Raw genomic sequence first — 26437 nt, 5'->3', positions numbered from 1 at the left:
GCTCGGCTGACTATATAGCACACACAAAGCAGTGAAAGCGCCTACGGGTGTTTCACACTGACCAGGCTCATCAGCCCCGCCAGCGGGCATTCCCCCTCCAACTCCGCCAGGCTGGCGGTGTACATCGGCAGCGGTTGACGCTGATGACCATGCTGCAAAAAGCTGATCAGGCTGCCGACCAGCGGCTGATGGCTGACCAGCAGCACATTCTCATCCGTGTCGAGCTTTTCCAGCACCTGCTGCGGATTGCCGTCCGGTGTCAGCCAGGGCACGGTGCGGATGTCCGGCACGAAGCCCAGCGCTTCACGCACCAGCTGCGCGGTCTGCTGCGCCCGTACATACGGGCTGGCAATGATCGCGCTGATGGGCTGGCCGATCAGGTGCGCCGCGCTGCGCAAGACTTCGGCGCGGCCATGCTCGGTCAGCTCGCGCTCGGCATCGGTGCGGGCATGCGCTTGGGCTTCACCATGCCGCAAAATCCACAGTTTCACAGTTTTGGCTCTTCATCGCGCACCGGGTGCGGTGCTGGCGGCACGCTGTGGGCGGCTTCGCCTTCCGGCGCACGCGGCGTCGGCCAGTCGGCGAATGGCCAGGGCTTTTGCTCGGTGTGGAAACTGCCGAAGCGGCCGATCTGCGCGAGGAACTGGCTCAGGCTGTCGCCAAAATTCATCAGGCCCAGGTTCGGCGCGCCGTAGACGAGCCGGTAAATCAGTTGCACCACCACCAACGCACCGAGCAGGAACTGCGCCACTTGCCACACCAGGGCAAACACCAGCATCCACAAGATGCGCAGGGCGATGGACTCGTACTTGGGAGCTGCTTTCGGATCGTTCATGACGCGTTCCTCAGTTGAAACCACTGGTGGAAATAAAGTCGACATCGGTTTTCGGCTCGGCGCGCATCAGCAACTCGATGACCTGATTCAGGGTGCGCCCTTCAAACAGGATCGCGTGCAACCCGGCGACCAGCGGCATGTACACGCCGGCCTCCTGGGCCTTGGCCTTGAGCACCTTGAGGGTATTGACCCCTTCGGCCACTTCGCCCAGGCGCGCCACGGCGTCCTCCAGGCTCAGGCCCTGGCCGAGGGCGAAACCGACCTGATAGTTACGGCTTTTCGGCGACGAGCAGGTGACGATCAGGTCGCCCACGCCCGCCAGGCCCAGGAACGTCATCGGGTTGGCGCCCTGGCTCACCGCGAAGCGGGTCATTTCCGCCAGCGCGCGGGTGATCAGCATGCTCTTGGTGTTCTCGCCCATGCCCAGCGCCACCGCCATCCCGGCAATGATCGCGTAGACGTTTTTCAGCGCACCGCCCAGCTCGACGCCGAAACGATCGCCACTGGCGTACACGCGGAAGGTGCGCCCATGCAGCACGGCCTGGACCCGCTCACACAGTGCTTCATCTTCACTGGCGATCACGGTGGCGGTCAGTGCATGTTCGGCCACTTCCCGCGCCAGGTTCGGCCCGGACAGCACGCCGATGCGCGCCTGCGGGGCGATCTCTTCAAGGATTTCGCTCATCAGCTTGAAGGTGTGCGCCTCGATGCCCTTGGTCAAGCTGACCAGCAGCTTGCCCGCCAGGCGTTCGGCGTGAGGCGCGAGCACCGAACGCAAGGCACTCGAAGGCAGCGCGACGAAACACAGCTCGCAGGCCTCCAGGGTCGCCTGCAAGTCGGTGACCGGCTCGACCGCCGGATGAATCTTGATGCCTTTAAGGTAACGAGGGTTTTCTCGATGGACGCGAATGGCCTCGGCCTGTTCGGGATCGCGCATCCACTGGCGCACCGCATGACCGTTCTCAGCCAGCAGGTTAGCCACGGCGGTACCAAAACTTCCGCCTCCCAGGACCGCAATAGGGCGCTGTTCAGTCATATGCAATCCGTTAATCCATACCAGTGGCGATGGCCGCATTATACGGAGCCCCCCGCTTGCGGCCAGCCCCCGTATCAATTCACACGCCTGTCGGAAAATGCCATAGCGACGCGGGGTAATTGCAAAGGCGACGACTGGCAAATGGCCCGGCCTCGGTTAACATGGTCGGCTATCCGTAATTATCAAGGCCGTGCCGTGTATTTGGGCCCTCCTCCCCGTTCATCGTTGTGGTTGATGCTGTTGTGCAGCGGCGCGGTGTTCGCCGACGACCTGTTCCTCGACAACCAACCGCTGCCACAGGTGCTGACTGCCACTCGCCTCAAACAATCGGCCGCCGCCGTGCCCGGCAGCATGACCGTGATCGACAGCGAACTGATCAAGGCCAGCGGCGCGCGGGACATCGCTGAGTTGCTGCGGCTGGTGCCGGGCATGATGGTCGGCTACACCAGCGGCAACCAGGCGGCGGTGAACTACCACGGCACCAATGCCAGCGATGCGCGACGCATGCAGGTCTTGATCGACGGCCGCTCGGTGTACCGCGCAGGCCTGGCCACGGTGGACTGGAGCGATATTCCGGTGGCCATGGAAGACATCGAGCGCATCGAAGTGTTCCGCGGGCCCAACACCGTCAGCTACGGCGCCAATGCGTTGATGGCTGTGGTGAATATCCTCACGCGCTCACCGGCCGACAGCCACGGTTCAAGGGTAAAAGTGGTACGCGGCGAACGCGGGATCAACGACTTCTATGCCAGCCAGGGCGTAGGCTGGGAAACCGGCGACCTGCGCCTGTCGATGTCCGGGCAGCAGGACGATGGCTTTGACAGCAACGCGGTGGGCGCCGACCGTCGTGACGGCCGGCGTCTCAACCGCTTCAGCCTGGCGGTGAGCCAGACGCTGAACACGCAACAGAGCATCGACTGGCAACTGAATGCCAAGGAAGGGACCAACCAGCGTCCTTATACCTACACGCCGGTATTCGCCGGGATTACCGAGGGCGGCAACAATTCCGACGTTACCGCCAAGGACTATGCCGGCTCCCTGCGCTGGAATTTCGATTTCAATCCCGAACACAGCCTGTATATCCAGGGCTCGGCCCAACAATGGGACCGCCGGCAGATCTGGAAAGCCTGTGACGCCAAGGTGTCGTTCAGCCCGGAATTGACCCGGCTGTGGCAGCTCAACCCCAATTATGCCGAGCGATTGGCCCGGCATATGGACACCTACAGCCAAGGTGTTGCGCCTCCCGGCAGCGCCGACGAACAAGCACTGGGCAACCAAGTATTGGACCAATGGCGCAACGGCGCCAGCCAGAGCGTATGCGGCGACATCGACCAAAGCACCCGCGAAAGCCGCTACGACCTGGAGATCCAGGACACCCTGAGCCTGTCCGACAGCCTGCGCCTGGTCAGCGGTATGAACTATCGCTATGACCGCGCCGACTCCGACACCTATTTCAACGGCACTCTGGATGACACCACCTGGCGCCTGTTCGGCCAGCTTGAATGGCGCGCCAGCGAGCACTGGTTGCTGCAGGGCGGCGCCATGTACGAAGACACCCACCTGAGCGGCAACTCGCTGACGCCGCGGGTGGCAGTCAACTACCTGATCAACCCGCGCCACGGCCTGCGCGCGGTGTACTCCGAGGCGATCCGTTCGCCGGACATGTTCGAGAACAACGTCAACTGGAGCTATCGCGTCACCAACCTCGACTCGCCGGCCTACGGGCAGAATTCCGGGCAGTACTTCGTGGTCACGCGCGGTCCGGGCAACCTCGACAAAGAACTGATGAAATCCCGCGAATTGGGCTATAACGGCTTTTTTGCCGACATCGGGCTGAACATGGACGTGAAACTGTTCTACGACGAAATCACCGACATGATCAGTTCGCCGCTGCGCAACAATCAGTACATTGCCAGCAACGCCAACAGCTCGCGCTTTACCGGCGCGGAATCCCAATTCGACTGGCGCATGAGCAACGCCGACCGCCTGCGGCTGACCTACGCTTACGTCGACGCCAGCACCAGCAACCCGCTGGACAAGGCGCAAACCGCACGCAACAGCGGTTCGGCCGGCTGGTTGCGCGAATGGGGGCAAGGCTGGTCCAGCGCCCTGTTCTACTATGGCGACGACGCCCTTAACCGCTATCGCTTCGAACGGGTCGACCTGCGGGTCGCCAAGCGCATGGCCCTGGGCAACGCCAACGTGGAACTGGCCGGCATGTTGCAACAACGCCTGGACAACCAGCCCACCACCTGGGCCGACAACAACTACGACCATCGCCAAGTGCTCTACTTCAGCGCGGAGTTAGAGTTCTGACATGGGCGCTCAGTCACGGATGACCCTCCTCTCTCTCCCCAGACGCTGGCAACGCGGCCTGCTGCTGCTGTGCCTGCTGCTCAGCGTACCGGCCTGGAGCGCCGATATCCTGCTGACCGCCGCCGAAGACGGCGCCGGGGTGCAGGCCTTCGTCCAGGCGCTCACCCAGCAGCGCCCCGACGACCGCGTAACCTTCACCCCCCTCGCCAACCTGCCCGTGCCCAGCCGCCTACCGGCCAATACGCGCCTGATCCTGTTGGACCTGCCCAGCCTCGACTGGCGCCTGCAGGATACCCAGGGGCCGTCGACCCTGGTGTTGCGCATCAGCCGCCTGCAGGCCCACCAGCGCCTGGGCCAGGGCGTGCCGGGCAAAATCAGCCTGCTGTGGAGTGACCCGCCGCTGGAGCGCCAACTGCGGCTGATCGCCACAATCCTGCCCCAGGCCCGCCGCATCGGCGTGCTCTACGGCGCCGACAGTGAATTCCTGCTCCGCGAGTTGCGCCAGTACGCCGCGCCGATGGGCCTGGAGATCGTGCCCCAGCGCTGGGACGACATTAACGACAGTCGCCCGCTGCAGCATTTGTTCAGAAACAGCGATGTGCTGCTCGGCCTTGACGACCCGCAGTTATACAACCCGAAAACCGCGAAGAACCTGCTACTGAGCAGTTATGCCCGGCAACTGCCGCTGGTGGGGCCCAATGCCGGCTTCGTCAAGGCCGGCAGCCTGGCCAGTACTTACAGCGACCAGACCGACTGGCTGGCCGTGCTCGACCGCCTGCTCGATCACCCGCCGGCCGGCTGGCCGCGCGCCGTGTACCCGGAGCGCTTCAAAGTCGTGGGCAACCCGCAAGTCGCACGCTCACTGGGCATCGAACAGGTCGACGAAGCCAACGTCGCCGCCCGCCTGGCCGAAGGAGAACAACGCCCATGACCTTACGTCGTCGTTGGGACATCAACACCCGCACCCAGCTCATCACCCTGGGGCCGGCGCTGTTGCTGACGTTGCTGTTGATCAGCTTCTTCACCTTCGTGCGGATCCAGGACCTGCGCCAGGAACTCGACCACACCGGCCAGTTGATCGCCAACCAATTGGCCCCGGCCACCGAATACGGGGTGATCTCCGGCAACAACGACGTGCTCGACAGCCTGCTGCGCGCGACGCTGGCCACGCCCCATGTGCGCTTCCTGGAGATCCAAGACAGCGCCGAGAACATCCTGGTGTACGTCGAGCAACCGTCGGAAAACCACGACCGCTCGCTGTCGGTCAAAGTGTTCCAGGCCCCGATCCGCCTGCAACATATTCAATTGGGCAATGACTTTTTCCAGGACAACCTCAACGAACCCAAGGCGCCGCGTGCCGACTACCTGGGCCGGGTGATCGTCGGCATGTCCAACGATGCCTTCAGCCAGCGCCAACAGGAGATTCTGTTCAAGGCCGGCGTGCTCGCGCTGTTCGCCCTGCTGTTCACCTTTTTGCTCGCGCGGCGCCTGGCCGCCAGCCTGTCGCAGCCGATCAGCGCGATGGGTAATGCAGTCAAGGCGATCCAGCAAGGCGACTACAAGACCCCGCTGCCGATTGTCGATGACTCCGAACTGGGCGACCTCTCGCGGCACATCAACAACCTTGCCGAAGGCCTCAACCAGGCCAGCCGCGAACAGCAGCAGGCCATGGCGCAACTGATCCAGACCCGCGAGGAAGCCGAACGGGCGAACAACGCCAAGTCGGACTTCCTGGCGATGATGAGCCACGAGCTGCGCACGCCGATGAACGGCGTGCTGGGCATGCTGCAGTTGCTGGAAACCACCGAGATGACCGAAGAGCAGACCGAATATGCGGCGCTGGCCTCCGAGTCCACGGAACATTTGCTCAAGGTCATCAATGACATCCTCGACTTCTCGCGCATCGAACGCGCGGCCCTGGAGCTGGAACACATTCCGTTCAACCTCGCGGACCTGATCAACAGCTGCGCCCAGGCCTTCCAGCACAGCGCCCAGCAGCGCGGGCTGAGCCTCGAACTGCCGATCCCGCCGGGCTTGGACACGTTGCGCGTGCAGGGCGACCCGACGCGTATCCGCCAGATTCTGGTGAACCTGATCGGCAACGCGCTCAAGTTCACCGAGCACGGCAGCGTCAGCGTCGAGCCCCATTGGCAACCCCTCGACCATGAACTGGTGTGGTTCACCTGCACCGTGCGCGACAGCGGCATTGGCATTTCCGCCGAGCGCCTGGAACTGATGTTCGATGCGTTCCAGCAGGCCGACAGTTCCATTTCAAGACGTTACGGCGGCACCGGCCTGGGCCTGCCCATCGCCCGCACCCTGGCCGAACGCATGGGCGGCACCCTGCGCGCGCAGAGCGAAGAAGGTCGCGGTTCGGTATTCACCCTGGAAATCCCGCTGGCCATCGACCAGCACAGCGTGCCGGCCATCGCCGCCAACACCGAAGGCAAAGCCAGCGCGGGCGACGGCCGCCATGTGCTGCTGGTGGAAGACAACCCGGTCAACCGCACCGTGGTCGAAGCCATGCTGCGCAGCCTGGGCTTTGAAGTCAGCCTGGCCACCGACGGCGCCGAAGCGATCCGCAGCGCCGAGAGCCTGATTTTTACCGCGATCCTGATGGATTGCCGGCTACCGCTGATCGACGGCTACGAAGCCACCCGCCAGATTCGCCAACTGCCGGGCTGCGCCGACCTGCCGATCATCGCCCTCACCGCCAACGCCTTGCAGGGCGATCGGGAACTCTGCCTGGCCGCCGGAATGAACGATTACCTGGCCAAGCCGTTCAAACGCACGGATTTGCAGCAAATCCTGCAGCGTTGGGTGCAATAGCGCCGCGCCATCAGCCAACTGCGACTGGCGTGAAAGACGAAAGTGCGGCAGTCTTAGGCACCCGAACGGACCGATAAACAGGCCCGGTTTAAAATTTCAGTGAACAAGTGTACATTCAGTGCCTTGACGCTGTGACTTTCACTACAACGCAATAGTCTATGTGTAGGCTGCCGATGTGAGGCATGAACGCTTCAGTCGGTTCGGGAAGATTTGCCCTACCCTGCCGCATGGGATTATTGAGGAGCTCGCATGACCAAACAAAACGCCTTTACTCGGGAAGACCTGCTGCGCTGCAGTCGCGGTGAGCTGTTCGGCCCAGGTAACGCGCAACTGCCCGCCCCGAACATGCTGATGGTGGATCGCATCACCCATATCAGTGAAGAAGGTGGCAAGTACGGCAAAGGTGAATTGGTCGCCGAGCTGGATATCACCCCGGACCTGTGGTTCTTCGCCTGCCATTTCGAAGGCGACCCTGTCATGCCGGGCTGCCTGGGCCTCGACGCCATGTGGCAACTGGTCGGTTTCTACCTCGGCTGGCAAGGCTTGCCGGGCCGCGGTCGCGCCCTGGGTTCGGGCGAAGTGAAGTTCTTTGGCCAGGTTCTGCCGAGCGCCAAGAAAGTCACCTACAACATTCAAATCAAGCGCGTCCTCAAGGGCAAGCTGAACCTGGCGATCGCCGACGGTTCGGTGACTGTCGACGGTCGCGAGATCTATACTGCCGAAGGCCTTCGGGTCGGCGTATTCACTTCCACTGACAACTTTTAAGGGTTATCCGCATGCGCCGCGTCGTTATCACTGGTCTGGGCATCGTTTCTTGCCTGGGCAATGACAAAGAGACCGTCACCGCTAACCTGCGTGCAAGTCGCCCTGGCATCCGCTTCAACCCGGAATATGCCGAAATGGGTCTGCGTAGCCAGGTTTCCGGCTCCATCGACCTGCCCCTCGAAGAGTTGATCGATCGCAAGATCTACCGCTTCGTCGGCCACGCTGCCGCCTACGCCTACCTGGCCATGAAGGACGCCATCGCCGATTCCGGCCTGAGCCACGATCAGGTCTCGAACGTGCGTACCGGCCTGATCGCCGGTTCCGGCGGCGCGTCCACCCTGAACCAGATGGAAGCGCTGGACATCCTGCGCGAGAAAGGCGTGAAGCGCGTTGGCCCGTACCGTGTCACGCGGACCATGGGCAGCACCGTTTCCGCCTGCCTGGCCACGCCGTTCCAGATCAAGGGCGTGAACTACTCGATCTCCTCCGCCTGCGCCACCAGTGCTCACTGCATCGGTAACGCGGTTGAGCAGATCCAGCTGGGCAAGCAGGACATCGTGTTCGCCGGCGGCGGCGAAGAAGAACATTGGAGCCAATCGTTCCTGTTCGACGCCATGGGCGCGCTGTCCACCCAGTACAACGACACCCCGGAAAAGGCCTCCCGCGCCTACGACGCCAAGCGTGACGGTTTCGTCATCGCCGGCGGCGGCGGCATGGTGGTGGTCGAGGAGCTGGAACACGCTCTGGCCCGTGGCGCGAAGATCTACGCGGAAATCGTCGGCTACGGCGCCACTTCCGACGGTTACGACATGGTTGCGCCAAGCGGTGAAGGCGCCATCCGCTGCATGCAGATGGCCATGTCCACCGTGGATACCCCGATCGACTACCTGAACACCCACGGCACCTCGACTCCGGTCGGCGACGCCAAGGAAATGGAAGGCGTGCGCGCGGTATTCGGCGACAAGGCACCGGCCATCAGCTCCACCAAGAGCCTGTCGGGTCACTCCCTGGGCGCCGCCGGCGTTCACGAAACGATCTACTGCCTGCTGATGATGGAAGGCAACTTCATGGCCGGCTCGGCCAACATCGAAGAGATGGACCCGGTCGTGGCCGATATGCCGATCCTGACCAAGACCGTCGAAAACGTAAAAGTCGACACCGTGATGAGCAACAGCTTCGGCTTCGGTGGCACTAACGCCACCCTGGTGCTGAAACGCTGGCAGGGCAAGTAAGCCCCGCAGCTTGATCAGATGAAAACGCCCCGACTGGTTCGGGGCGTTTTTTTTGCGCTTGAATTCGGGGTCGCCTCGCTTGTACGCGGGTGTTGCTCCGTTGCCTCGAACTGATGCTGGGAATCCTGCCCGCCGCTACCTGGAAAAAATCCTGGAACACTTGAGTGCCAGCATGTTCTATAACTGCATGACTTTCTTCCTGCCACGCTTGAGAGGTTCGCCATGCCTGTTACCGTCAACACCCTGAATGCCGACAACTTCCGCCACAGCCTCAACATCGATAACCACGAGTTGTTCACCGATCTGCCCAAAAGCCTGGGCGGTGACGACACCGCGCCCTCGCCCCACGACTATTTCGACGCAGCCCTGGCGTCGTGTAAGGCCCTGACCCTGAAGCTGTATGCGCAGAGAAAGGGCATCCCGCTGACCGGCGTAACCGTGGAAATCACCCACGACGACAGCGAAGAGCAAAAGGGCAAGTACCACCTCAACGTCAAGCTGACGCTCAAGGGCGTGCTCACCGATCAGCAACGCGACGAACTGCACCGCATCGCCGACCGCTGCCCGATACACAAGCTGATGACCACCGCCGAGGTGAGTATCGAGACGAAATTGTCGGAAGGTGCCTTCAGCCAATAGCGGCAACCTCCGGTCGAGCGGGTTATGCTCAGGGCTATCCAACCCGCTCCGACAGGGACGCACCATGACCACCCTCACCGTGATCCGCCCTCGCCTCGAAGATGTCGAAGGCCAGCCCATCCTGCGCCCGCTGCCATCGCGAGAATGCCGTAGCGTCGGGCCGTTCGTGTTTTTCGACCATATGCTGGCGACCCGCTATGCACCGGGCAGCGGCATGAATATCCGCCAGCATCCGCACATCGGCCTGTCGACCCTCACCTACCTGTTCGAAGGCACCTTGCAGCACAAGGACAGCCTCGGTTCGGACCAAATGGTGCAGGCCGGCGATGTGAGCTGGATGACCGCCGGCAGCGCGATTGCCCATGTCGAGCGCACGCCTGAGGCGCTCAAGGCCAAGGGGTTCAGCCTGCATGGGCTGCAAGTGTGGCTCGCCTCCCCCAAGGACCACGAGAGCGGCCCGGGGCATTACAGCCACCATCCGGCAGCCAGCTTGCCCACCAGCGACAACCTGGGCGTGCAGATCCGCCTGATCGCCGGCAATGGCTTCTGCCTCAAATCACCGGTGCCGGTGCTGTCGCCCACGCTGTACGCCGATGTGCAGATGCAGACGGCCACCACCCTGCTGATCCCCGACGAGCATGAAGAACGCGCGGTGTATGTGCTGGAGGGTGACGTGCAGTTGGACGGTGAGCCGCTTGAGGCACACAGCCTGGTGGTGTTGCCGAGCGGACAGGCGATGACCCTGTCTGCCGACAGCGATTGTCACCTGGTGGTGTTCGGTGGCGCGCCGCTGGATGGGCCACGCCGGATCAACTGGAATTTTGTCGCGAGCGACCCGGCCGTGATCGAGCAGGCCCGGCAGCGTTGGGCGGCTGGGGATTGGCCAACGGTGCCCGGTGAAACCGAAAGAATTGAGTTGCCGGTGAGATAGCCGCCTGCTCCCACATTTAACCGCGTTTACCCTGTAGGAATGCGCTCGAATGTGGGAGCAGGCTTGTTCACGATGAGGCCAGGACAGACGCCAGAGACTTAGCCCTTGAACACTTCATCCAACAAGTTATGCATCGACTGGAAGGCCCGCGCAGCGGTCTTCGCGTCGTACATCATCATGCCCGGCACGTTGGCATGCGGGTCGGTGAAGGAATGCACCGCACCGCCATAGCTCAGCAGTTGCCAATCCACACCAGCCGCGTTCATCTCATCTTCGAACGCTGGCAGTTGTGCTTTCGGCACCAGCGGGTCGGAAGCACCATGCAACACCAGCACGGAGCCCTTGATGTTCTTCGCATCCGCCGGGTTTGGCGTGTCGAGGGTGCCGTGGAACGACACCGCAGCCTTCAACGCTGCGCCGGTGCGCGCCAGCTCCAGCGCACAGCAACCGCCGAAGCAGAAACCGAAGGTGGCCAACCTGGACGTATCCACCGCAGCTTCGCTCTGGCCTTGCAGTTGCGCTAACGCGGCCTGCATGCGCTTGTTCAGCAACGGGCGGTCATTCTTCAACGGCATCATCGCCGCACCGGCTTCATCGTTATTCGACGGGCGCACGGTTTGCCCGTACAGGTCGGCGATCAGCACCACGTAGCCTTTGCTGGCGACGCGCTTGGCAATCTCTTCGGCCCCTGCACTCACGCCCATCCAGTTCGGTGCCATCAACAGGCCCGGCAGCGGGCCGGTTTGGCTGGCATCGAAGGCCAGGCGGCTTTCATAAGACTGGCCATCAATCTGATAGACCACGGAACGCACAGTGACTTGGCTCATCATTTACTCCAGTTGAGGTTGCACAAGAACGAAAAAACCCGCCGAAGCGGGTTTTTCTACAACGGGGTTAAACCGACAGTTCAACCAACAGCTTGTTCAGTCGGCGCACATAGGCGGCCGGGTCTTTCAGGCTGTCGCCGGCAGCCAGGGCTGCCTGGTCGAAGAGGATGTGCGACAGGTCGCCAAAACGCTCTTCGCTCTGTTCGCCGTCGAGTTTCTCGATCAGCGGGTGAGCCGGGTTGAATTCGAAGATCGGCTTGGAGTCCGGCACCTTCTGACCGCTGGCTTCGAGGATCTGACGCATCTGCATGCCCAGGTCCTGCTCGCCGATGGCCAGGATCGCCGGGGAGTCGGTCAGACGGTGGGAAACCCGCACTTCGCTGACGGCGTCGCCCAGGGAGGCCTTGATCCGCTCAACCAGGCCTTCCTTGGACTTGGCCACTTCTTCAGCGGCTTTTTTGTCTTCTTCGGAATCCAGGTTGCCCAGGTCCAGGTCGCCACGCGCCACGTCGACAAAGGTCTTACCGTCGAATTCGCTGAGGTAGCTCATCAGCCACTCATCGATACGGTCGGTCAGCAGCAGCACTTCGATGCCTTTCTTGCGGAAGACTTCCAGGTGCGGGCTGTTCTTGACCTGAGCGTAGGTCTCGCCGGTCAGGTAGTAGATCTTGTCCTGACCTTCCTTGGCGCGTGCCAGGTACTCGGCCAGGGACACCACCTGCTCGCCGTCTTCGCCCTGGGTGGAGGCAAAACGCAGCAGGCCGGCGATTTTTTCCTTGTTGGCGAAATCTTCCGCCGGGCCTTCTTTCATGACCTGGCCGAAGTTCTTCCAGAAGCCTTTGTATTGCTCAGGCTCGTTCTTCGCCAGTTTTTCCAGCATGTCGAGGACGCGCTTGGTCAGCGCCGACTTCATGGAGTCGATGATCGGGTCTTTCTGCAGGATTTCCCGCGACACGTTCAGCGACAGGTCGTTGGAGTCGACCACGCCTTTGATAAAGCGCAGGTACAGCGGCAGGAACGATTCCGCCTGGTCCATCACGAACACGCGCTGCACGTAGAGCTTCAGGCCCTTTGGCGCTTCGCGTTGGTACAGGTCGAACGGCGCGCGGGCCGGTACGTAGAGCAGCGAGCTGTATTCCAGCTTGCCTTCGACCTTGTTGTGGCTCCAGCTCAGCGGGTTTTCGTAGTCGTGCCCGATGTGCTTGTAGAACTCCTGGTATTCCTCGTCCTTGATCTCGGTACGCGGACGTGTCCACAGAGCGCTGGCGCGGTTGACGGTTTCCCACTCAACGGCCGGTGCTTCTTCGCCTTCGGCGGCGGCCTGCTCTTTCGGCAATTCGATCGGCAGGGCGATGTGGTCGGAATACTTCTTGATGATGTTGCGCAGGCGCCAGCCATCGGCAAATTCGTCTTCACCGGGTTTCAGGTGCAGCACGATGCGCGTACCGCGATCAGCCTTGTCGAGGGTAGCGACTTCAAACTCGCCCTCGCCTTTCGAAGACCAATGCACGCCTTCGCTGGCGTCAAGGCCGGCGCGGCGGCTGAACACTTCAACCTTGTCGGCGACGATGAAGGCCGAGTAGAAGCCCACGCCGAACTGGCCGATCAGGTGCGAATCTTTCTTCTGGTCGCCCGAAAGGTGCTTCATGAAATCGGCAGTGCCGGATTTGGCGATGGTCCCCAGGTGGGTGATCGCATCCTCACGGCTCATGCCGATACCGTTATCTTCGAGGGTGACGGTCTTGGCGTCTTTGTCGAAGCTCACGCGGATTTTCAGTTCGGCGCCGCCTTCCAGCAACTCCGGCTTGGACAGGGCTTCGAAACGTAATTTGTCGACAGCGTCAGAGGCGTTCGAGATCAACTCACGAAGGAAAATTTCCTTGTTGGAATACAGCGAATGGATCATGAGGTGCAGCAGTTGCTTCACCTCGGTCTGGAAGCCCAGGGTTTCCTTTTGAGTTTCCACACTCATGGTCATCAAACTCCAATTGGATGGCAGTGGCCGCGCCCTGAAGGGTTGGCGGCGGGTTGTCATCAAAGTTGGGGGCTAAGACCAGGATTTCAAGGGCGGGACACTTCTCCGATCTTGAAATGCGCGCGGGCGGTGGCGATGGGTTCGGCCGCGGTGCTTTGCCAGGCGGTGATCGACACGTTCGCCACCCGTCGACCCTGGCGCCAGACCTGGCACTTGGCGTAAGTGTCGCGAAACTGGCCGGCGCGCAGGTAATCCAGGGAAAAGTCGATGATTTTCGGCAGGCCCGGTGCGCCGGTGAACACCAGCAGGTGCAACGCGGCGCAGAGTTCCATAAAGCCTGCAATCACACCGCCGTGCAGTGCCGGTAATATCGGGTTACCAATGTTGTCCTTGTTGGCCGGCAGGCGGAACAGCAGCTCATCGCCTATCCGCGTGCATTCGATGCCGATCAGCTTGGCGTAGGGGATCAGATCGAGCAGCGCCTTGTAGTTACCGTGCTCATGGGCCTGCTCCAGACGTGTCTTGAAGTGATGTGTCATACCTGTTCTCCCGTGACCGTACTGCCCAGCCCCTGCACGCCCTTGAGGCGCTTGCCCATACGCATGAATGTCCCCACCGTGTGGGCGACGGGTTGTTGCGGGTCATCCTGGTAAGCGAAACCACGGGTGAAAATCACGTCGGTGGTCACCCGGTAGCACTCATACACCGGCTTGTGCGGTTCGGCGGGATGCATGTAGTCGATGCGCAGGTCGAGGGTCGGGCACACCTCGAACTCCGGCAACACGCACAGGGTGGCCATGCCGCAGGCGGTGTCCATCAGCGAGGTCAATGCGCCACCATGGATCACGCCCGTCTGGGGATCACCCACGATCATCGGGCTGTAGGGCAGAACCAGGGTAATCCCCTCTTCGCTGGCTTGATGAACGGTAATGCCCAGCACCTGGCAATGGCGCAACGCTGAAATAAAGCGCTTGGCACGCTCTAACAAGGGATTTTCGGTCATTCGGTTCAGACTCTGATGAATGTGGGTCCGACGCAGTATGGACCGTCGGAAAAAGTTCCTTGGGAAAATGCTTTATATATCTGTGGGATATAAGGAACTAATGCTGGCCCCATGTGCTCGAAAGGCCAGTAGATATCTTCACTAAGGAGAAACACCCAATGCGCAAGACTTTAGCTATTTCCATGATGCTGGCCGCTGCCCTCGGTCTCGCTGCCTGCGACAAGAAATCCGAAAACAAAGCCCAAGATGCCGCCGCGCACTCTGAGCAAGCTCAGAAAGATATGGCTGCAGCACAGGATAAAGTGAACGAAGCTGCGAAAGAAAACGGCGATGCTGCCAAAGCTCAGGCCGAATCGAACAAAGCCGCAGCACAAGAAGCAGCACCTGCTACCCCAGCAACCGGTTCTTGATACCGGGGCTTGAAATAGCTTGGCTGCAAAAAGAAAGCCCGCTTAGATAGCGGGCTTTACTTTGTCTGCTGTTGGCGCGCAGTGCGATAAACCGGCGCTATGCCCGCAGCGCTTTACGCCACCGGGTCTTTGGCCACGTCCGGCAGCGACGTATCGGTCTGCGTATACACCATCACTTGCAGCACGTCGGAATGAAACTCTCGGCGATACAGCACCAACACCACCCCGGCGCTCATCGACATGAACAGCCAGGGGCTGACAAACCATGCCAGCATGGTCATCCCGAAGTAATAAGCGCGCAAGCCAAAGTTGAACTGGTTGGCCGCCATCGAAATCACCCGCGCCGCCCGCAGGGCAAACGCCTTGCGCTCCTGCTCCGACACGTGCCGCTCACCGATCATCGGCGCCGACCCCACCAGCACCGCGGCAAAGTTGTACTGGCGCATGCACCAGCTGAACGTGAAGAACGCGTAGACGAACACCAGTGCCAGGCACAGCAGCTTGATCTCCGACATACCCTGGGATGCCTGCTGCACCAGCGGAATATCGGCCAGCAATGAAACCGCCCGCTCTGAGGCGCCCAACACGGTGAGAATGCCCGCAAGGATGATCAAGGTACTGGAGGCGAAGAACGAGGCGTTGCGCTCAAGATTGCCAATCACACTGGCGTCGGCGATGCGGTTGTCACGCAGCAGCATGCGACGCATCCAGTCTTCGCGATACAGGTGCAGCACGCTGGCCAGACAGGCAGTGTCGCGGGCTTTCCAGGTGGCATAACGGGTGTAGCCGCCCCAACAGAGGACGAACCAGAGGGCGGCAAGCAAGTGGATCAGGTTGGCTTCGATAAACGGCATGCGGGTCCTTATACACGACAGATTTCATGAACCCGGTTAAGTGTGGGCGCCGGGTTCCAGCTTGAGCTTTGCGTTACTCCTTCGACGTTAGCCCACGGAAAAAGACACTGCCCGCCGCCCATAAAAAATGCCCCGTATCAATCGATACGGGGCATTTCAATACAGCCTGAAGCCGGGGGTTACGCGACCGCTTCGCTGCGCTTGCCCAGCATGCGGTCAACCACCACCGCGGCCACCAGCATCATCACCGATGGCACCAGCCACGCCAGGCCCTGCTCGCTCAACGGCAGGTTGGCCAATTGCGACGGCATCCAGCCCGCCAGGCCGGCGCCCTTGAGCGCATCGATGCAGCCGAAGATGAACGACACCAACATCACCGGGCCAACGATGCGGCTCTGCTCCTGCCAGAAGTCTTTGCAGAAGCTCAAAGCCACCAGCACGATGCATGGCGGGTAGATCGCAGTGAGCACCGGGATCGAAAACGCGATCAGTTTGGTCAGGCCCAGGTTGGACACGAACAGCGAGAACAGCGCCAGGATCACCACCAGGGTCTTGTAGGACAGCGGCAGGATCCGGCTGAAGTACTCGGCGCAGGCACAGGTCAGGCCGACGGCGGTGACCAGGCAGGCCAGGGAGATCAGCACGGCCAGGAAGCCGCTGCCCAGGGAGCCAAAGGTGTGTTGCACGTAGGCATGCAGGACAGCGGCGCCATTGGCGGCACCGGCGGCGATCTCATGGCTGCCCGCCCCGAGGCGGAACAGGCTGACATACACCAACGCCAGGCCGACGCCGGCAATCAGCCCGGCAATGATCGCGTAGCGGGTGATCAATTTAGGCGATTCGACACCACGAGAACGGATCGCGTTGACGATCACGATACCGAACACCAGCGCGCCCAGGGTATCCATGGTCAGGTAACCATAGATAAAGCCTTGGGAGAACGGCGCGGCCACGTATTCCGGGTTGGCGACGCCCACGTCACCGGCCGGCAAGGCAAACGCGGCGATACCAAGGATGGACAGCGCGATGATTTTCAGCGGTGCCAGGAAACGGCCCACGGTGTCCAACAGACGGCCCGGGTACAGGGAGACGAAAAACACCACCAGAAAGTACACCGCGCTGTAGAGGAACAGCGCCAGCGGGCTTTCACCGGTCAACGGCGCCAGGCCCACTTCAAAGGACACGGTCGCGGTACGCGGGGTGGCGAACAGCGGCCCTACCGCCAGATACGCTGCCGCCGCCAGCAGGCCACCGGCGATCTTGCCGATCGGGCTGCTCAACGCATCCATACCACCACCGACCTTGGCCAGGGCGATCACGGTGACCACCGGGAGCCCGACTGCGGTGATCAGGAAACCCAACGCCGCCATCCAGACATGGGGCCCGGACTGCAAACCAACGATAGGCGGGAAGATGATGTTGCCGGCCCCCACAAACAGGGCAAAAGTCATGAAGCCCAACGCCAGGATGTCCTGGCTTTTCAACACTTTCATTTGAGGAAATACCACACTACTGAATCGGAATTTAGAGAGGGCTTCCCTATGGATGAGGGAAATGCTGCCGGCCCTTGTGGGCACCGACCGGTCTAGCGCGCGGCTTCCTTTTGGGATGCGAGCGCTTAAAGAGGCGGCAAGGTTACAGAATTTGGCCGATAAACGCACTGTTGCAGGGCGAACTGTCCGATAAGCGACATTGGAATGTCGTGTTTTCATACTTAATGTGGCAATACAGACAAAAAATGTGGGAGGGAGCTTGCTCCCGATAGCGGAGGTTCAATCACATCATCAGTGACTGAGCCACCGCTATCGGGAGCAAGCCCCCTCCCACATGGGACCAAGTACATTTCAATAAATGGACCGCCCAGAATGCACAAAGGCCACCCGAAGGTGGCCTTTGCTGGTGAAGCGTCAGTTAAGCGCGAGGCTTACTTGACTGCCCAACCGGTCAGCTCGGCCAAGGCCTTGCCGATGTCTGCCAGCGAACGCACGGTTTTTACGCCTGCGTCTTGCAGTGCAGCGAATTTCTCGTCTGCAGTGCCTTTGCCGCCAGAGATGATTGCGCCAGCATGGCCCATGCGCTTGCCAGCAGGGGCAGTCACACCAGCGATGTAGGAAACAACCGGCTTGGTCACGTGGGCCTTGATGTAGGCAGCCGCTTCTTCTTCAGCCGAACCGCCGATCTCACCGATCATGACGATCGCTTCGGTCTTCGGGTCTTCCTGGAACAGCTTCAGGATGTCGATGAAGTTCGAGCCTGGGATCGGGTCACCGCCGATGCCGACGCAAGTCGACTGACCGAAACCGGCGTCAGTGGTCTGCTTCACAGCTTCGTAGGTCAGGGTGCCGGAACGGGAAACGATACCGACTTTACCTGGCAGGTGAATGTGACCAGGCATGATGCCGATCTTGCATTCGCCTGGAGTGATCACGCCTGGGCAGTTAGGACCGATCAGGACCACGCCCAGCTCGTCGCACTTGACCTTGGCGTCCAGCATATCCAGGGTAGGAATGCCTTCGGTGATGCACACGATCAGCTTGATGCCGCCGAACGCCGCTTCCAGGATCGAGTCTTTGCAGAAAGGAGCCGGAACGTAGATCACGCTGGCGGTCGCGCCAGTGGCAGCTACTGCGTCTTTAACGGTGTTGAACACTGGCAGGCCCAGGTGCTCGGTGCCGCCTTTGCCCGGCGTTACACCACCAACCATCTTGGTGCCGTATTCGATGGCTTGCTGGGTGTGGAAGCTACCTTGCGAACCGGTAATACCCTGGCAGATAACTTTGGTGTCTTTATTGATCAGGACGCTCATTATTTGCCCTCCGCAGCTTTGACAACTTGTTGAGCAGCGTCGGTCAGGCTGGTAGCCGCGATGATGTTCAAACCGCTTTCTGCCAGTACTTTAGCGCCCAGTTCAGCGTTGTTACCTTCAAGGCGAACAACAACCGGGATTTTCACGCCGACTTCTTTCACTGCACCGATGATGCCTTCGGCAATCATGTCGCAACGAACGATGCCGCCGAAGATGTTGACCAGTACTGCAGCGACGTTGGAGTCGGACAGGATGATCTTGAAGGCTTCGGTTACGCGTTCTTTGGTAGCACCACCGCCCACGTCGAGGAAGTTGGCTGGTTTGCCGCCATGCAGGTTGACGATGTCCATGGTACCCATGGCCAGGCCGGCACCGTTGACCATGCAGCCGATGTTACCTTCCAGGGCTACGTAGTTCAGTTCGAACTTGGCAGCGTGCGCTTCGCGCGGATCGTCTTGCGACGGATCGTGGAAAGTCTTCAGCTTAGGCTGACGGTACATGGCGTTGGCGTCGATGTTGATCTTGGCGTCGAGGCAATGCAGATCGCCGTCAGCCTTGATCACCAGCGGGTTCACTTCCAGCAGGGCCAGATCGTGATCCTGGAACAGTTTGGCCAGACCTACGAAGATCTTGGCGAACTGGGCAACTTGCTTGCCTTCCAGACCCAGCTGGAAAGCCAGCTCGCGACCCTGGAATGGCTGAGCGCCAACCAGTGGATCGATAGTGGCTTTCAGAATTTTTTCAGGGGTATCGTGAGCGATCTTCTCGATGTCCACGCCACCTTCGGTGGAAGCCATGAACACGATGCGACGGCTCGAACGGTCAACGACAGCGCCCAGGTACAGCTCTTTAGCGATATCAGTGCACGATTCAACCAGGATCTTGGTGACTGGCTGGCCATTGGCATCAGTCTGGTAAGTCACCAGACGCTTGCCCAGCCACTGCTGTGCGAAGGCCTTGGCGTCTTCTTTGCTGCGAACCAGCTTAACGCCGCCCGCTTTACCGCGACCACCTGCGTGAACCTGGGCTTTTACAACCCATTCGGTCCCGCCGATTTTATCGCAAGCTTCTGCTGCTGCTTCCGGGGTGTCTACTGCGTAGCCCTGGGATACTGGCAGGCCGTATTCAGCGAACAGCTGCTTACCCTGATACTCGTGAAGATTCATGCTTTTTACCGTCTTCGTTAGGTACTGCGCATTCGGCGCTGCGCTCATTATGAGTGCCGCGCCACCTGTGACTGCTGCTTACGCAACTTGCCGGACTCAAGCCCGGTCAAGCTGCGCAAGACTGCGTCCAGCGGATATTCCGCGGTGAGTCTTGCGCGCAAGGCTCACGACGGGCAACCGCCGTGGTTTCTTATTATCTCGTTTTAGCGCTTCTTCTTGTTCGCGATGTGAATGGCATGACCATTCACTGCCAGCGCGGCTTCGTGCAATGCTTCGGACAGGGTCGGATGGGAGAAAACCATCATGCCGATGTCCTCGGCACTGGTGCCGAATTCCATACCGATTGCGCCCTGCTGGACCAGTTCTGCTGCGCCTGGGCCAATCACATGGACGCCCAATACGCGGTCAGTCTTGGCATCAGCGATGACTTTGACAAAACCACCGGTGTCGTTGGCTGCCATGGCACGACCAGAAGCAGCGAACGGGAAGGTGCCGACGTTAACTTCAACGCCTTCAGCTTTCAACTGCTGTTCGTTCTTGCCGACCCATGCAATTTCCGGGTGGGTGTAGATAACCGATGGGACCAGGTCGTAGTTCATCTGGGTTTTGTGGCCCTTGATGCGCTCGACAACCATGATGCCTTCTTCGGAAGCCTTGTGCGCCAGCATCATGCCGCGAACCACGTCGCCAATGGCGTAGACGCCAGGAACGGTGGTAGCGCAGTGATCGTCAACGTGGATGAAACCACGCTCGTCGATGTTCACGCCGCTGTCGGCTGCCAGCAGGTCGGTGGTCACTGGACGGCGACCAACGGCTACGATCAGCTTGTCGAAGGTGATGGTCTGTTCGCCATCCTTGTCGGTGTAGGTCACGACCACTTCTTCGCCGTTGACCTTCGAGCCGGTCACGCGAGCGCCCAGCTTGATGTCCAGACCCTGTTTGGTCAGGGTTTTCAGGGCTTCCTTGGACACTGCGGTGTCAGCAGCCAGCAGGAACGTGTCCAGGGCTTCGAGCACAGTGACCTGGGAACCCAGGCGGGACCAGACCGAACCCAGTTCCAGGCCGATCACGCCAGCGCCGATCACGCCCAGACGCTTGGGAACTGCTTGGAATTCCAGGGCGCCGGTCGAATCAACGATGACTTTCTGGTCAACAGGTGCTGGTGGAATGTCGATCGGACGCGAACCTGGAGCCAGGATCACGTTTTCGGCTTCGATGATTTCGACCGAACCGTCCGGCTTGGTGATTTCAACTTTCTTGCCGGCCAGCAGCTTGCCGTGGCCTTGCAGGGAAGTTACGCCGTTGGCCTTGAACAGGGTGGCAACGCCGGAGGTCAGGCCTTTGACGATGTTGGCTTTGCGGCCAACCATCGCGGGTACGTCCATGGTCACGCCAGCGTGGCTGATGCCGTGGATGGCAAAACCGCTTTGCGCTTCGTGGAATTTCCAGGAGCTGTCCAGCAGCGCCTTGGAAGGAATGCAACCAACGTTCAGGCAAGTACCGCCCAGTGCCAGTTTGCCTTCCTTGTCGGTGTATTTTTCGATGCAAGCAGTCGAGAGGCCCAGTTGTGCGGCCTTGATAGCGGCAACATAGCCGCCAGGACCTGCACCAATCACTACAACGTCAAATTTCTGCGACATGAAAATAGTTCCTCTATTTAGCAGCAAGCTGTCAAGCCGCAGGCCCCAAGCCCGACTGCCGTATCCGGCAGCCTGTCACTTGAGGCCCGCAGCTGCTTCTATCAGATATCCAGCAGCAGACGAGCTGGGTCTTCCAGCAGGTTCTTGATGGTCACCAGGAAAGTCACGGCTTCTTTACCATCGATCAGGCGGTGATCGTAAGACAGCGCCAGGTACATCATCGGACGGATCACGACTTGGCCGTTGATGGCCATCGGACGCTGGATGATGTTGTGCATGCCCAGGATCGCAGCTTGCGGCGGGTTGACGATCGGAGTCGACATCATCGAACCGAAGGTACCACCGTTGGTGATGGTGAAGGTGCCGCCGGTCATCTCGTCGATGGTCAGCTTGCCGTCACGGGCTTTCTTGCCGAAGCCGGCGATGCCGCCTTCGATTTCAGCCAGGCTCATCAGCTCGGCGTTACGCAGAACCGGAACCACCAGGCCGCGGTCGCTGGACACGGCAACGCCGACGTCTGCATAACCATGGTAAACGATGTCGCTGCCGTCGATGGAAGCGTTGACTGCCGGGAAGCGTTTCAGCGCTTCGGTGGCCGCTTTCACGAAGAACGACATGAAGCCCAGGCGCACGCCGTTGTGGCTCTTCTCGAACAGGTCCTTGTACTTCGAACGCAGGGCCATGACTTCGGTCATGTCGACTTCGTTGAAGGTGGTCAGCATCGCCATGTTCGACTGTGCTTCAACCAGACGCTTGGCCACGGTGGCACGCACGCGGGTCATCGGCACGCGCTTCTCGGTGCGGTCGCCAGCGGCGAACACAGGAGCAGCGGCAGCAGGTGCTGCAGCCTTGGCAGGTGCGGCAGCTGGAGCGTTTTTCTTGGCTTCAACGGCAGCAACCACGTCTTCCTTGGTCACACGGCCGTCTTTGCCGGTGCCTTTGATGGAAGCCAGGTTGATGCCGTTCTCTTCGGCCAGCTGACGAGCAGCCGGTGCAGCGATTGGATCTTCGCCACCCGCCGCCGGAGCGGCAGCTGGAGCAGAAGCCGCAACAGCCGGTGCAGCGGCAGCCGGAGCGGCAGCAGCGCTGCCCGCTTCGATCGAGCCCAGTACCTGGTTGGACAGGACGGTATCGCCTTCGTTGGCAATGATCGCGCCCAACACGCCGTCAGCTTCAGCCAACACTTCCAGAACGACTTTGTCGGTCTCGATGTCGACGATCAGTTCGTCACGCTTTACAGCCTCGCCTGGTTTCTTGTGCCAAGTGGCAATGGTGCCATCGGCAACCGATTCCGGGAATGTCGGGGCTTTGATTTCGATAGCCATTATCTGTGGGTCCTTAAAATTCGGTTTCAGTCAGCGCGAAGGCGTTAAACAGTGAAAGCATCTTGCAGGAGTTTTTCCTGCTGCTCGGCGTGCATCGATGCATAACCACAGGCAGGCGCGGCAGAAGCATCGCGACCGGCGTATTCCAGGCCCAGGGCCTTGTTGTGGTTACCAATGCTGCGACGCAGATGATGCTGGCTGCTGTACCAGGCGCCCTGGTTCATCGGTTCTTCCTGACACCACACTACATGAGTGAGGTTGGTGTAAGGCGCGATGATCTCCATGAGGTCATCTTCCGGGAACGGGTAAAGCTGCTCGATACGCACGATGGCGATGTCTTCGCGGCCTTCGGCACGGCGTTTTTCCAGCAAATCGTAGTAGACCTTGCCGCTGCACAGGATCAGGCGAGTGACCTTGGCCGCGTCCAGTGTATCGATTTCTGGAATAACGGTCTGGAACGAGCCTTCCGCCAGATCTTCCAGGGTCGAGATGGCCAATTTATGACGCAACAGCGATTTCGGCGTCAGCACTACCAGCGGCTTGCGCAGTGGGCGAATGACCTGGCGACGCAGCAAGTGGTAGATCTGGGCCGGGGTAGTCGGCACGCACACCTGGATGTTGTGCTCGGCGCACAGCTGCAGGTAACGCTCCAGACGGGCCGAGGAGTGCTCCGGACCCTGACCTTCATAACCGTGTGGCAGCAGCATGGTCAGACCGCACAGACGGCCCCACTTGTGCTCGCCGCTGGTGATGAACTGGTCGATAACCACCTGGGCACCGTTGGCGAAGTCGCCGAACTGGGCTTCCCAGATCACCAGCGCGTTAGGCGTGGTGGTCGAGTAACCGTATTCGAACGCCAGTACGGCTTCTTCGGACAGGAACGAATCGTACAGGTCGAAACGTGGCTGGCCTTCGTACAGGTGTTGCAGCGGGATGTAGGTGCCTGCGTCTTTCTGGTTGTGCAGAACCGCGTGACGGTGCGAGAACGTACCACGGCCGATGTCCTGGCCGGTCATGCGGATCGGGTGACCTTCGAACGCCAGGGTCGCATACGCCATGGTTTCGGCGTAACCCCAGTTGATCGGCAGGCCGCCGGCTTGCATCTTCTGACGGTCTTCGTAGATCTTCGCGACCTGGCGCTGTACGACGAAGCCGTCAGGAATTTCCAGCAGCTTGGCAGACAGTTCCTGCAGAGTCTTCAGATCGAACGACGTATCGTGACGCGCAGTCCAGGCGTGGCCCAGGTACGGACGCCAGTCGACGAACAGCTCTTTGTTCGGCTCTTTGACCAGGCTTTTTACAACATGCAGACCGTTGTCCAACGCGTTGCGGTATTCGTCGACTTTCGCCTGAACACGCGCTTCGTCAACCACACCGGCCTTGGTCAGGCTTTCGGCGTACAGCTCACGGGTGGTGCGCTGCTTGGTGATCTGCTGGTACATCAACGGCTGGGTGCCGCTTGGTTCGTCCGCTTCGTTGTGACCGCGACGGCGGTAGCAAACCAGGTCGATCACCACGTCACGCTTGAACTGCATGCGGTAGTCGACAGCCAGTTGGGTCACGAACAGCACGGCTTCCGGATCATCACCATTCACATGGAGGATCGGCGCCTGGATCATCTTGGCAACGTCGGTGGCGTACTCGGTGGAACGCGCGTCCAACGGGTTGCTGATGGTGAAGCCCACCTGGTTGTTGATGACGATGTGAACGGTACCGCCGGTCTTGAAGCCGCGGGTCTGCGACATCTGGAAGGTTTCCAGGACCACGCCTTGACCGGCGAATGCCGCGTCGCCGTGGATGGAAATCGGCAGAACCTTCTCACCGGTCGCGTCGTTACGACGATCCTGGCGAGCGCGCACCGAACCCTCGACCACTGGAGAAACGATTTCCAGGTGGGACGGGTTGAAGGCCATGGCCAGGTGAACTTCACCGCCGGTGGTCATCACGTTGGACGAGAAGCCCTGGTGGTATTTAACGTCACCGGAACCCAGCTCGACCTTTTTCTTGCCTTCGAACTCGTCGAACAAGTCGCGCGGGTTCTTGCCGAAGGTGTTGACCAGCACGTTGAGACGGCCACGGTGGGCCATGCCGATCACGATTTCCTTGGTGCCGTAGGAGCCGGAACGCTGGATCAGCTCGTCGAGCATCGGAATCAGGCTCTCGCCGCCTTCCAGGCCGAAACGCTTGGTGCCCGGGTATTTGGTGCCCAGGTATTTTTCGAGGCCTTCGGCTGCGGTCACGCGCTCAAGCAGGTGGCTGCGCACATCGGCAGACAACACCGGACGGCCACGCACGCCTTCCAGGCGATGCTGGAACCAGTGACGCTGTTCGGAGTCGGTGATGTGCGTGAACTCAGTGCCAATGGTGCGGCAATATGTCTGCTGCAACGCTTCGTGAATTTCGCGTAGGCTCGCTTCCTCTTTGCCGATGAACAGGTCTCCGGCACGGAAGGTCGTATCAAGATCGGCATTGGTCAAGCCGTAATGATTGATCGACAGGTCTGCAGGTGCAGGACGCTTCCAGAGCCCCAGCGGGTCGAGCTGGGCCGCCTGGTGGCCGCGCATACGGTAGGCCTGGATCAGTCGCAGTACTTCAACTTGCTTCTTCTCATGCTCACTGCTCACGCTTCCGGCTGAAACCGGTTGGGCGCGGCGCTGGTTCTTTGCCAGCAGCACGAACTGATCGCGAATTGTTGCGTGCGATACATCGGTGGCAGCGTTGCCGTCTGAAGACAACGTCTGAAATTTGGTGCGCCATTCTTCTGGCACAGCGTTAGGGTCGTGCAGGTAGAGCTCATAAAGCTCTTCCACATAGGCAGCGTTACCACCTGAAAGATAGCCGCTGTTCCACATGCGCTGCATCACGCTTTCTTGCATGCTTGGTCACCCTCGATTTGGGGACACCACCGGCGGCGACACCGAGTTTGCTTGCAAAAGGCCAAGTGCAGCGACCAAAACAAGCCACTTAGGATCACGCTGATAGTTCGGGTACCAACCCGAATGCCCCTGCTTGTCTCATTTCTTCAAAATAAGAGCCGCGGCTTTGTAAGTCGCTGCTCAAGTTAAGACTACGGCGCCGGTTGAAGCCTGCGCCGTAGCATTTACGGGCACAACGGTCCTGCTTTGCTACAACGTCAATTACACGCCGCTTTGCAGCAGCATGTTACGGATGTGACCAATGGCCTTAGTCGGGTTCAGGCCTTTAGGACATACGTTGACGCAATTCATGATCCCGCGGCAGCGGAATACGCTGAACGGGTCATCCAGTGAAGCCAGACGCTCGGAGGTCTGGGTGTCACGGCTGTCTGCCAGGAAGCGATATGCTTGCAGCAGAGCAGCCGGGCCCAGGAATTTGTCCGGGTTCCACCAGAAGGACGGGCACGACGTCGAGCAGCAAGCGCACAGGATGCACTCGTACAGGCCGTCGAGCTTCTCGCGCTCTTCCGGGGACTGCAGACGCTCGATGGCCGGAGCCGGCGTATCGTTCTGCAGGAATGGCTTAACCTTCTCGTATTGCTTGTAGAAGATGCTCATATCGACGACCAGGTCACGGATAACCGGCAAACCTGGCAGAGGACGAATGATCAGCTTGTTGCCTTTGACCACGGCGGACAGCGGCGTGATGCACGCCAGGCCGTTCTTGCCGTTGATGTTCATACCGTCGGAGCCGCAAACACCTTCACGGCAAGAGCGACGATAGGAGAACCCTTCGTCCTGCTCTTTGATCAGGGCCAGCACATCCAGCACCATCAAGTCTTTACCACCGGTATTGACCTGGAATTCCTGCATGAACGGCGCAGCGTCCCGATCAGGGTTGTAGCGATACACACTGACTTTCAACATGGCAGC

At 60.3% G+C, this 26437-nt stretch carries 23 protein-coding genes; 8 read left to right on the top strand and 15 right to left on the bottom strand.

The features are described 5' to 3' along the window. Positions 1-41 precede the first annotated feature (41 nt). From sixA to PverR02_RS09465, 3 genes are read right to left on the bottom strand one after another with little or no spacing between them, the layout of a single operon-like run. On the bottom strand, positions 42-491 hold the full coding sequence (sixA, locus tag PverR02_RS09475) for a phosphohistidine phosphatase SixA (protein WP_057003702.1): 450 nt from the start codon (positions 489-491) through the stop codon (positions 42-44). After that, entirely contained in the window at positions 488-835 is a 348-nt protein-coding gene (locus tag PverR02_RS09470; protein ID WP_017846785.1) for a DUF4389 domain-containing protein, read from the bottom strand. Before PverR02_RS09470 ends, sixA begins: the two co-directional genes overlap by 4 nt. A 10-nt stretch (positions 836-845) precedes the next feature. Further along, positions 846-1871, bottom strand: a complete 1026-nt coding sequence (locus PverR02_RS09465) for an NAD(P)H-dependent glycerol-3-phosphate dehydrogenase (RefSeq protein ID WP_017846784.1) — start codon at positions 1869-1871, stop codon at positions 846-848. Positions 1872-2066: 195 nt separating this feature from the next. Between PverR02_RS09465 and PverR02_RS09460 the strand changes: the two genes are divergently transcribed. The 7 genes from PverR02_RS09460 (at position 2067) to PverR02_RS09430 (ending at position 10583) form a co-directional block, all read left to right on the top strand. Continuing rightward, positions 2067-4187, top strand: a complete 2121-nt coding sequence (locus PverR02_RS09460) for a TonB-dependent receptor plug domain-containing protein (protein WP_318533470.1) — start codon at positions 2067-2069, stop codon at positions 4185-4187. A 1-nt stretch (position 4188) separates the two neighbouring features. Next, on the top strand, positions 4189-5118 hold the full coding sequence (locus PverR02_RS09455; RefSeq protein WP_079443183.1) for an ABC transporter substrate-binding protein: 930 nt from the start codon (positions 4189-4191) through the stop codon (positions 5116-5118). After that, positions 5115-7016 (top strand): ATP-binding protein, encoded by a 1902-nt coding sequence (locus tag PverR02_RS09450; protein ID WP_079443182.1) that lies wholly within the window; start codon positions 5115-5117, stop codon positions 7014-7016. Before PverR02_RS09455 ends, PverR02_RS09450 begins: the two co-directional genes overlap by 4 nt. Before the next feature lie 249 nt (positions 7017-7265). Next, entirely contained in the window at positions 7266-7781 is a 516-nt protein-coding gene (gene fabA / locus PverR02_RS09445; RefSeq protein ID WP_003190035.1) for a 3-hydroxyacyl-[acyl-carrier-protein] dehydratase FabA, read from the top strand. Between the two features lie 11 nt (positions 7782-7792). Further along, on the top strand, positions 7793-9013 hold the full coding sequence (fabB, locus tag PverR02_RS09440; RefSeq protein WP_017846780.1) for a beta-ketoacyl-ACP synthase I: 1221 nt from the start codon (positions 7793-7795) through the stop codon (positions 9011-9013). A 222-nt stretch (positions 9014-9235) separates the two neighbouring features. Beyond that, the gene (locus PverR02_RS09435) at positions 9236-9652 is read left to right on the top strand and encodes an OsmC family protein (protein WP_046384191.1); all 417 of its coding nucleotides are present in this window, start codon (positions 9236-9238) and stop codon (positions 9650-9652) included. A gap of 64 nt (positions 9653-9716) precedes the next feature. Beyond that, on the top strand, positions 9717-10583 hold the full coding sequence (locus tag PverR02_RS09430; protein WP_079443181.1) for a pirin family protein: 867 nt from the start codon (positions 9717-9719) through the stop codon (positions 10581-10583). Between the two features lie 98 nt (positions 10584-10681). On the opposite strand, the gene PverR02_RS09425 is transcribed toward PverR02_RS09430, so the two are convergent. The 4 genes from PverR02_RS09425 to PverR02_RS09410 form a co-directional block, all read right to left on the bottom strand. Then, positions 10682-11410 carry a dienelactone hydrolase family protein gene (locus PverR02_RS09425; RefSeq protein WP_046384193.1) on the bottom strand — a complete coding sequence of 243 codons (729 nt, stop codon included), beginning with the start codon at positions 11408-11410 and terminating at the stop codon, positions 10682-10684. A 67-nt stretch (positions 11411-11477) separates the two neighbouring features. Next, positions 11478-13382 (bottom strand): molecular chaperone HtpG, encoded by a 1905-nt coding sequence (htpG, locus tag PverR02_RS09420; protein WP_017846776.1) that lies wholly within the window; start codon positions 13380-13382, stop codon positions 11478-11480. Positions 13383-13471: 89 nt separating this feature from the next. Then, positions 13472-13924, bottom strand: coding sequence for a PaaI family thioesterase (locus tag PverR02_RS09415; protein WP_017846775.1), 453 nt, complete (start codon positions 13922-13924; stop codon positions 13472-13474). Beyond that, complete coding sequence (locus tag PverR02_RS09410) at positions 13921-14388, bottom strand: PaaI family thioesterase (RefSeq protein WP_079443180.1); 468 nt, start codon at positions 14386-14388, stop codon at positions 13921-13923. The genes PverR02_RS09415 and PverR02_RS09410 overlap by 4 nt, the downstream gene beginning before the upstream one ends. A gap of 158 nt (positions 14389-14546) precedes the next feature. Here PverR02_RS09410 and PverR02_RS09405 point away from each other — a divergent pair, with 158 nt between their 5' ends. Further along, complete coding sequence (locus PverR02_RS09405; protein ID WP_017846773.1) at positions 14547-14798, top strand: hypothetical protein; 252 nt, start codon at positions 14547-14549, stop codon at positions 14796-14798. Between the two features lie 113 nt (positions 14799-14911). Here PverR02_RS09405 and PverR02_RS09400 read toward each other — a convergent pair whose 3' ends face one another. The 8 genes from PverR02_RS09400 to PverR02_RS09365 form a co-directional block, all read right to left on the bottom strand. After that, positions 14912-15652, bottom strand: a complete 741-nt coding sequence (locus PverR02_RS09400; protein ID WP_017846772.1) for a DUF599 domain-containing protein — start codon at positions 15650-15652, stop codon at positions 14912-14914. Positions 15653-15831: 179 nt separating this feature from the next. Continuing rightward, a complete protein-coding gene (brnQ, locus tag PverR02_RS09395; RefSeq protein ID WP_079443179.1) occupies positions 15832-17145 on the bottom strand; it encodes a branched-chain amino acid transport system II carrier protein in 1314 nt (437 codons plus the stop codon). A gap of 431 nt (positions 17146-17576) precedes the next feature. Further along, positions 17577-18458 carry a succinate--CoA ligase subunit alpha gene (sucD, locus tag PverR02_RS09390; RefSeq protein WP_003172813.1) on the bottom strand — a complete coding sequence of 294 codons (882 nt, stop codon included), beginning with the start codon at positions 18456-18458 and terminating at the stop codon, positions 17577-17579. Further along, complete coding sequence (sucC, locus tag PverR02_RS09385; RefSeq protein ID WP_017846770.1) at positions 18458-19624, bottom strand: ADP-forming succinate--CoA ligase subunit beta; 1167 nt, start codon at positions 19622-19624, stop codon at positions 18458-18460. The genes sucD and sucC overlap by 1 nt, the downstream gene beginning before the upstream one ends. A gap of 203 nt (positions 19625-19827) precedes the next feature. Continuing rightward, positions 19828-21264 carry a dihydrolipoyl dehydrogenase gene (gene lpdA, locus PverR02_RS09380; protein ID WP_046384196.1) on the bottom strand — a complete coding sequence of 479 codons (1437 nt, stop codon included), beginning with the start codon at positions 21262-21264 and terminating at the stop codon, positions 19828-19830. 101 nt (positions 21265-21365) lie between these two features. Next, the gene (odhB, locus tag PverR02_RS09375; protein ID WP_017846768.1) at positions 21366-22589 is read right to left on the bottom strand and encodes a 2-oxoglutarate dehydrogenase complex dihydrolipoyllysine-residue succinyltransferase; all 1224 of its coding nucleotides are present in this window, start codon (positions 22587-22589) and stop codon (positions 21366-21368) included. A 44-nt stretch (positions 22590-22633) separates the two neighbouring features. Further along, positions 22634-25465 (bottom strand): 2-oxoglutarate dehydrogenase E1 component, encoded by a 2832-nt coding sequence (locus PverR02_RS09370; RefSeq protein ID WP_079443178.1) that lies wholly within the window; start codon positions 25463-25465, stop codon positions 22634-22636. 261 nt (positions 25466-25726) lie between these two features. Next, positions 25727-26431 carry a succinate dehydrogenase iron-sulfur subunit gene (locus PverR02_RS09365; protein WP_017846766.1) on the bottom strand — a complete coding sequence of 235 codons (705 nt, stop codon included), beginning with the start codon at positions 26429-26431 and terminating at the stop codon, positions 25727-25729. Positions 26432-26437 lie beyond the last annotated feature (6 nt).

The organism is Pseudomonas veronii (assembly GCF_002028325.1).
GTDB classification, from domain to species: Bacteria; Pseudomonadota; Gammaproteobacteria; order Pseudomonadales; family Pseudomonadaceae; genus Aquipseudomonas; species Aquipseudomonas veronii.
This window is presented reverse-complemented; position numbering and strand designations above follow the sequence as displayed.

Excerpts from the sequence above, each read along its gene's own strand:
- PverR02_RS09470 (WP_017846785.1), bottom strand. The coding sequence starts at position 835 with ATGAACGATCCGAAAGCAGCTCCCAAGTACGAGTCCATCGCCCTGCGC.
- PverR02_RS09465 (WP_017846784.1), bottom strand. The coding sequence starts at position 1,871 with ATGACTGAACAGCGCCCTATTGCGGTCCTGGGAGGCGGAAGTTTTGGT.
- PverR02_RS09455 (WP_079443183.1), top strand. The coding sequence starts at position 4,189 with ATGGGCGCTCAGTCACGGATGACCCTCCTCTCTCTCCCCAGACGCTGG.
- PverR02_RS09450 (WP_079443182.1), top strand. The coding sequence starts at position 5,115 with ATGACCTTACGTCGTCGTTGGGACATCAACACCCGCACCCAGCTCATC.
- fabA (WP_003190035.1), top strand. The coding sequence starts at position 7,266 with ATGACCAAACAAAACGCCTTTACTCGGGAAGACCTGCTGCGCTGCAGT.
- fabB (WP_017846780.1), top strand. The coding sequence starts at position 7,793 with ATGCGCCGCGTCGTTATCACTGGTCTGGGCATCGTTTCTTGCCTGGGC.
- PverR02_RS09435 (WP_046384191.1), top strand. The coding sequence starts at position 9,236 with ATGCCTGTTACCGTCAACACCCTGAATGCCGACAACTTCCGCCACAGC.
- PverR02_RS09430 (WP_079443181.1), top strand. The coding sequence starts at position 9,717 with ATGACCACCCTCACCGTGATCCGCCCTCGCCTCGAAGATGTCGAAGGC.
- PverR02_RS09425 (WP_046384193.1), bottom strand. The coding sequence starts at position 11,410 with ATGAGCCAAGTCACTGTGCGTTCCGTGGTCTATCAGATTGATGGCCAG.
- htpG (WP_017846776.1), bottom strand. The coding sequence starts at position 13,382 with ATGAGTGTGGAAACTCAAAAGGAAACCCTGGGCTTCCAGACCGAGGTG.
- PverR02_RS09415 (WP_017846775.1), bottom strand. The coding sequence starts at position 13,924 with ATGACACATCACTTCAAGACACGTCTGGAGCAGGCCCATGAGCACGGT.
- PverR02_RS09410 (WP_079443180.1), bottom strand. The coding sequence starts at position 14,388 with ATGACCGAAAATCCCTTGTTAGAGCGTGCCAAGCGCTTTATTTCAGCG.
- PverR02_RS09405 (WP_017846773.1), top strand. The coding sequence starts at position 14,547 with ATGCGCAAGACTTTAGCTATTTCCATGATGCTGGCCGCTGCCCTCGGT.
- PverR02_RS09400 (WP_017846772.1), bottom strand. The coding sequence starts at position 15,652 with ATGCCGTTTATCGAAGCCAACCTGATCCACTTGCTTGCCGCCCTCTGG.
- brnQ (WP_079443179.1), bottom strand. The coding sequence starts at position 17,145 with ATGAAAGTGTTGAAAAGCCAGGACATCCTGGCGTTGGGCTTCATGACT.
- sucD (WP_003172813.1), bottom strand. The coding sequence starts at position 18,458 with ATGAGCGTCCTGATCAATAAAGACACCAAAGTTATCTGCCAGGGTATT.
- sucC (WP_017846770.1), bottom strand. The coding sequence starts at position 19,624 with ATGAATCTTCACGAGTATCAGGGTAAGCAGCTGTTCGCTGAATACGGC.
- lpdA (WP_046384196.1), bottom strand. The coding sequence starts at position 21,264 with ATGTCGCAGAAATTTGACGTTGTAGTGATTGGTGCAGGTCCTGGCGGC.
- odhB (WP_017846768.1), bottom strand. The coding sequence starts at position 22,589 with ATGGCTATCGAAATCAAAGCCCCGACATTCCCGGAATCGGTTGCCGAT.
- PverR02_RS09370 (WP_079443178.1), bottom strand. The coding sequence starts at position 25,465 with ATGCAAGAAAGCGTGATGCAGCGCATGTGGAACAGCGGCTATCTTTCA.
- PverR02_RS09365 (WP_017846766.1), bottom strand. The coding sequence starts at position 26,431 with ATGTTGAAAGTCAGTGTGTATCGCTACAACCCTGATCGGGACGCTGCG.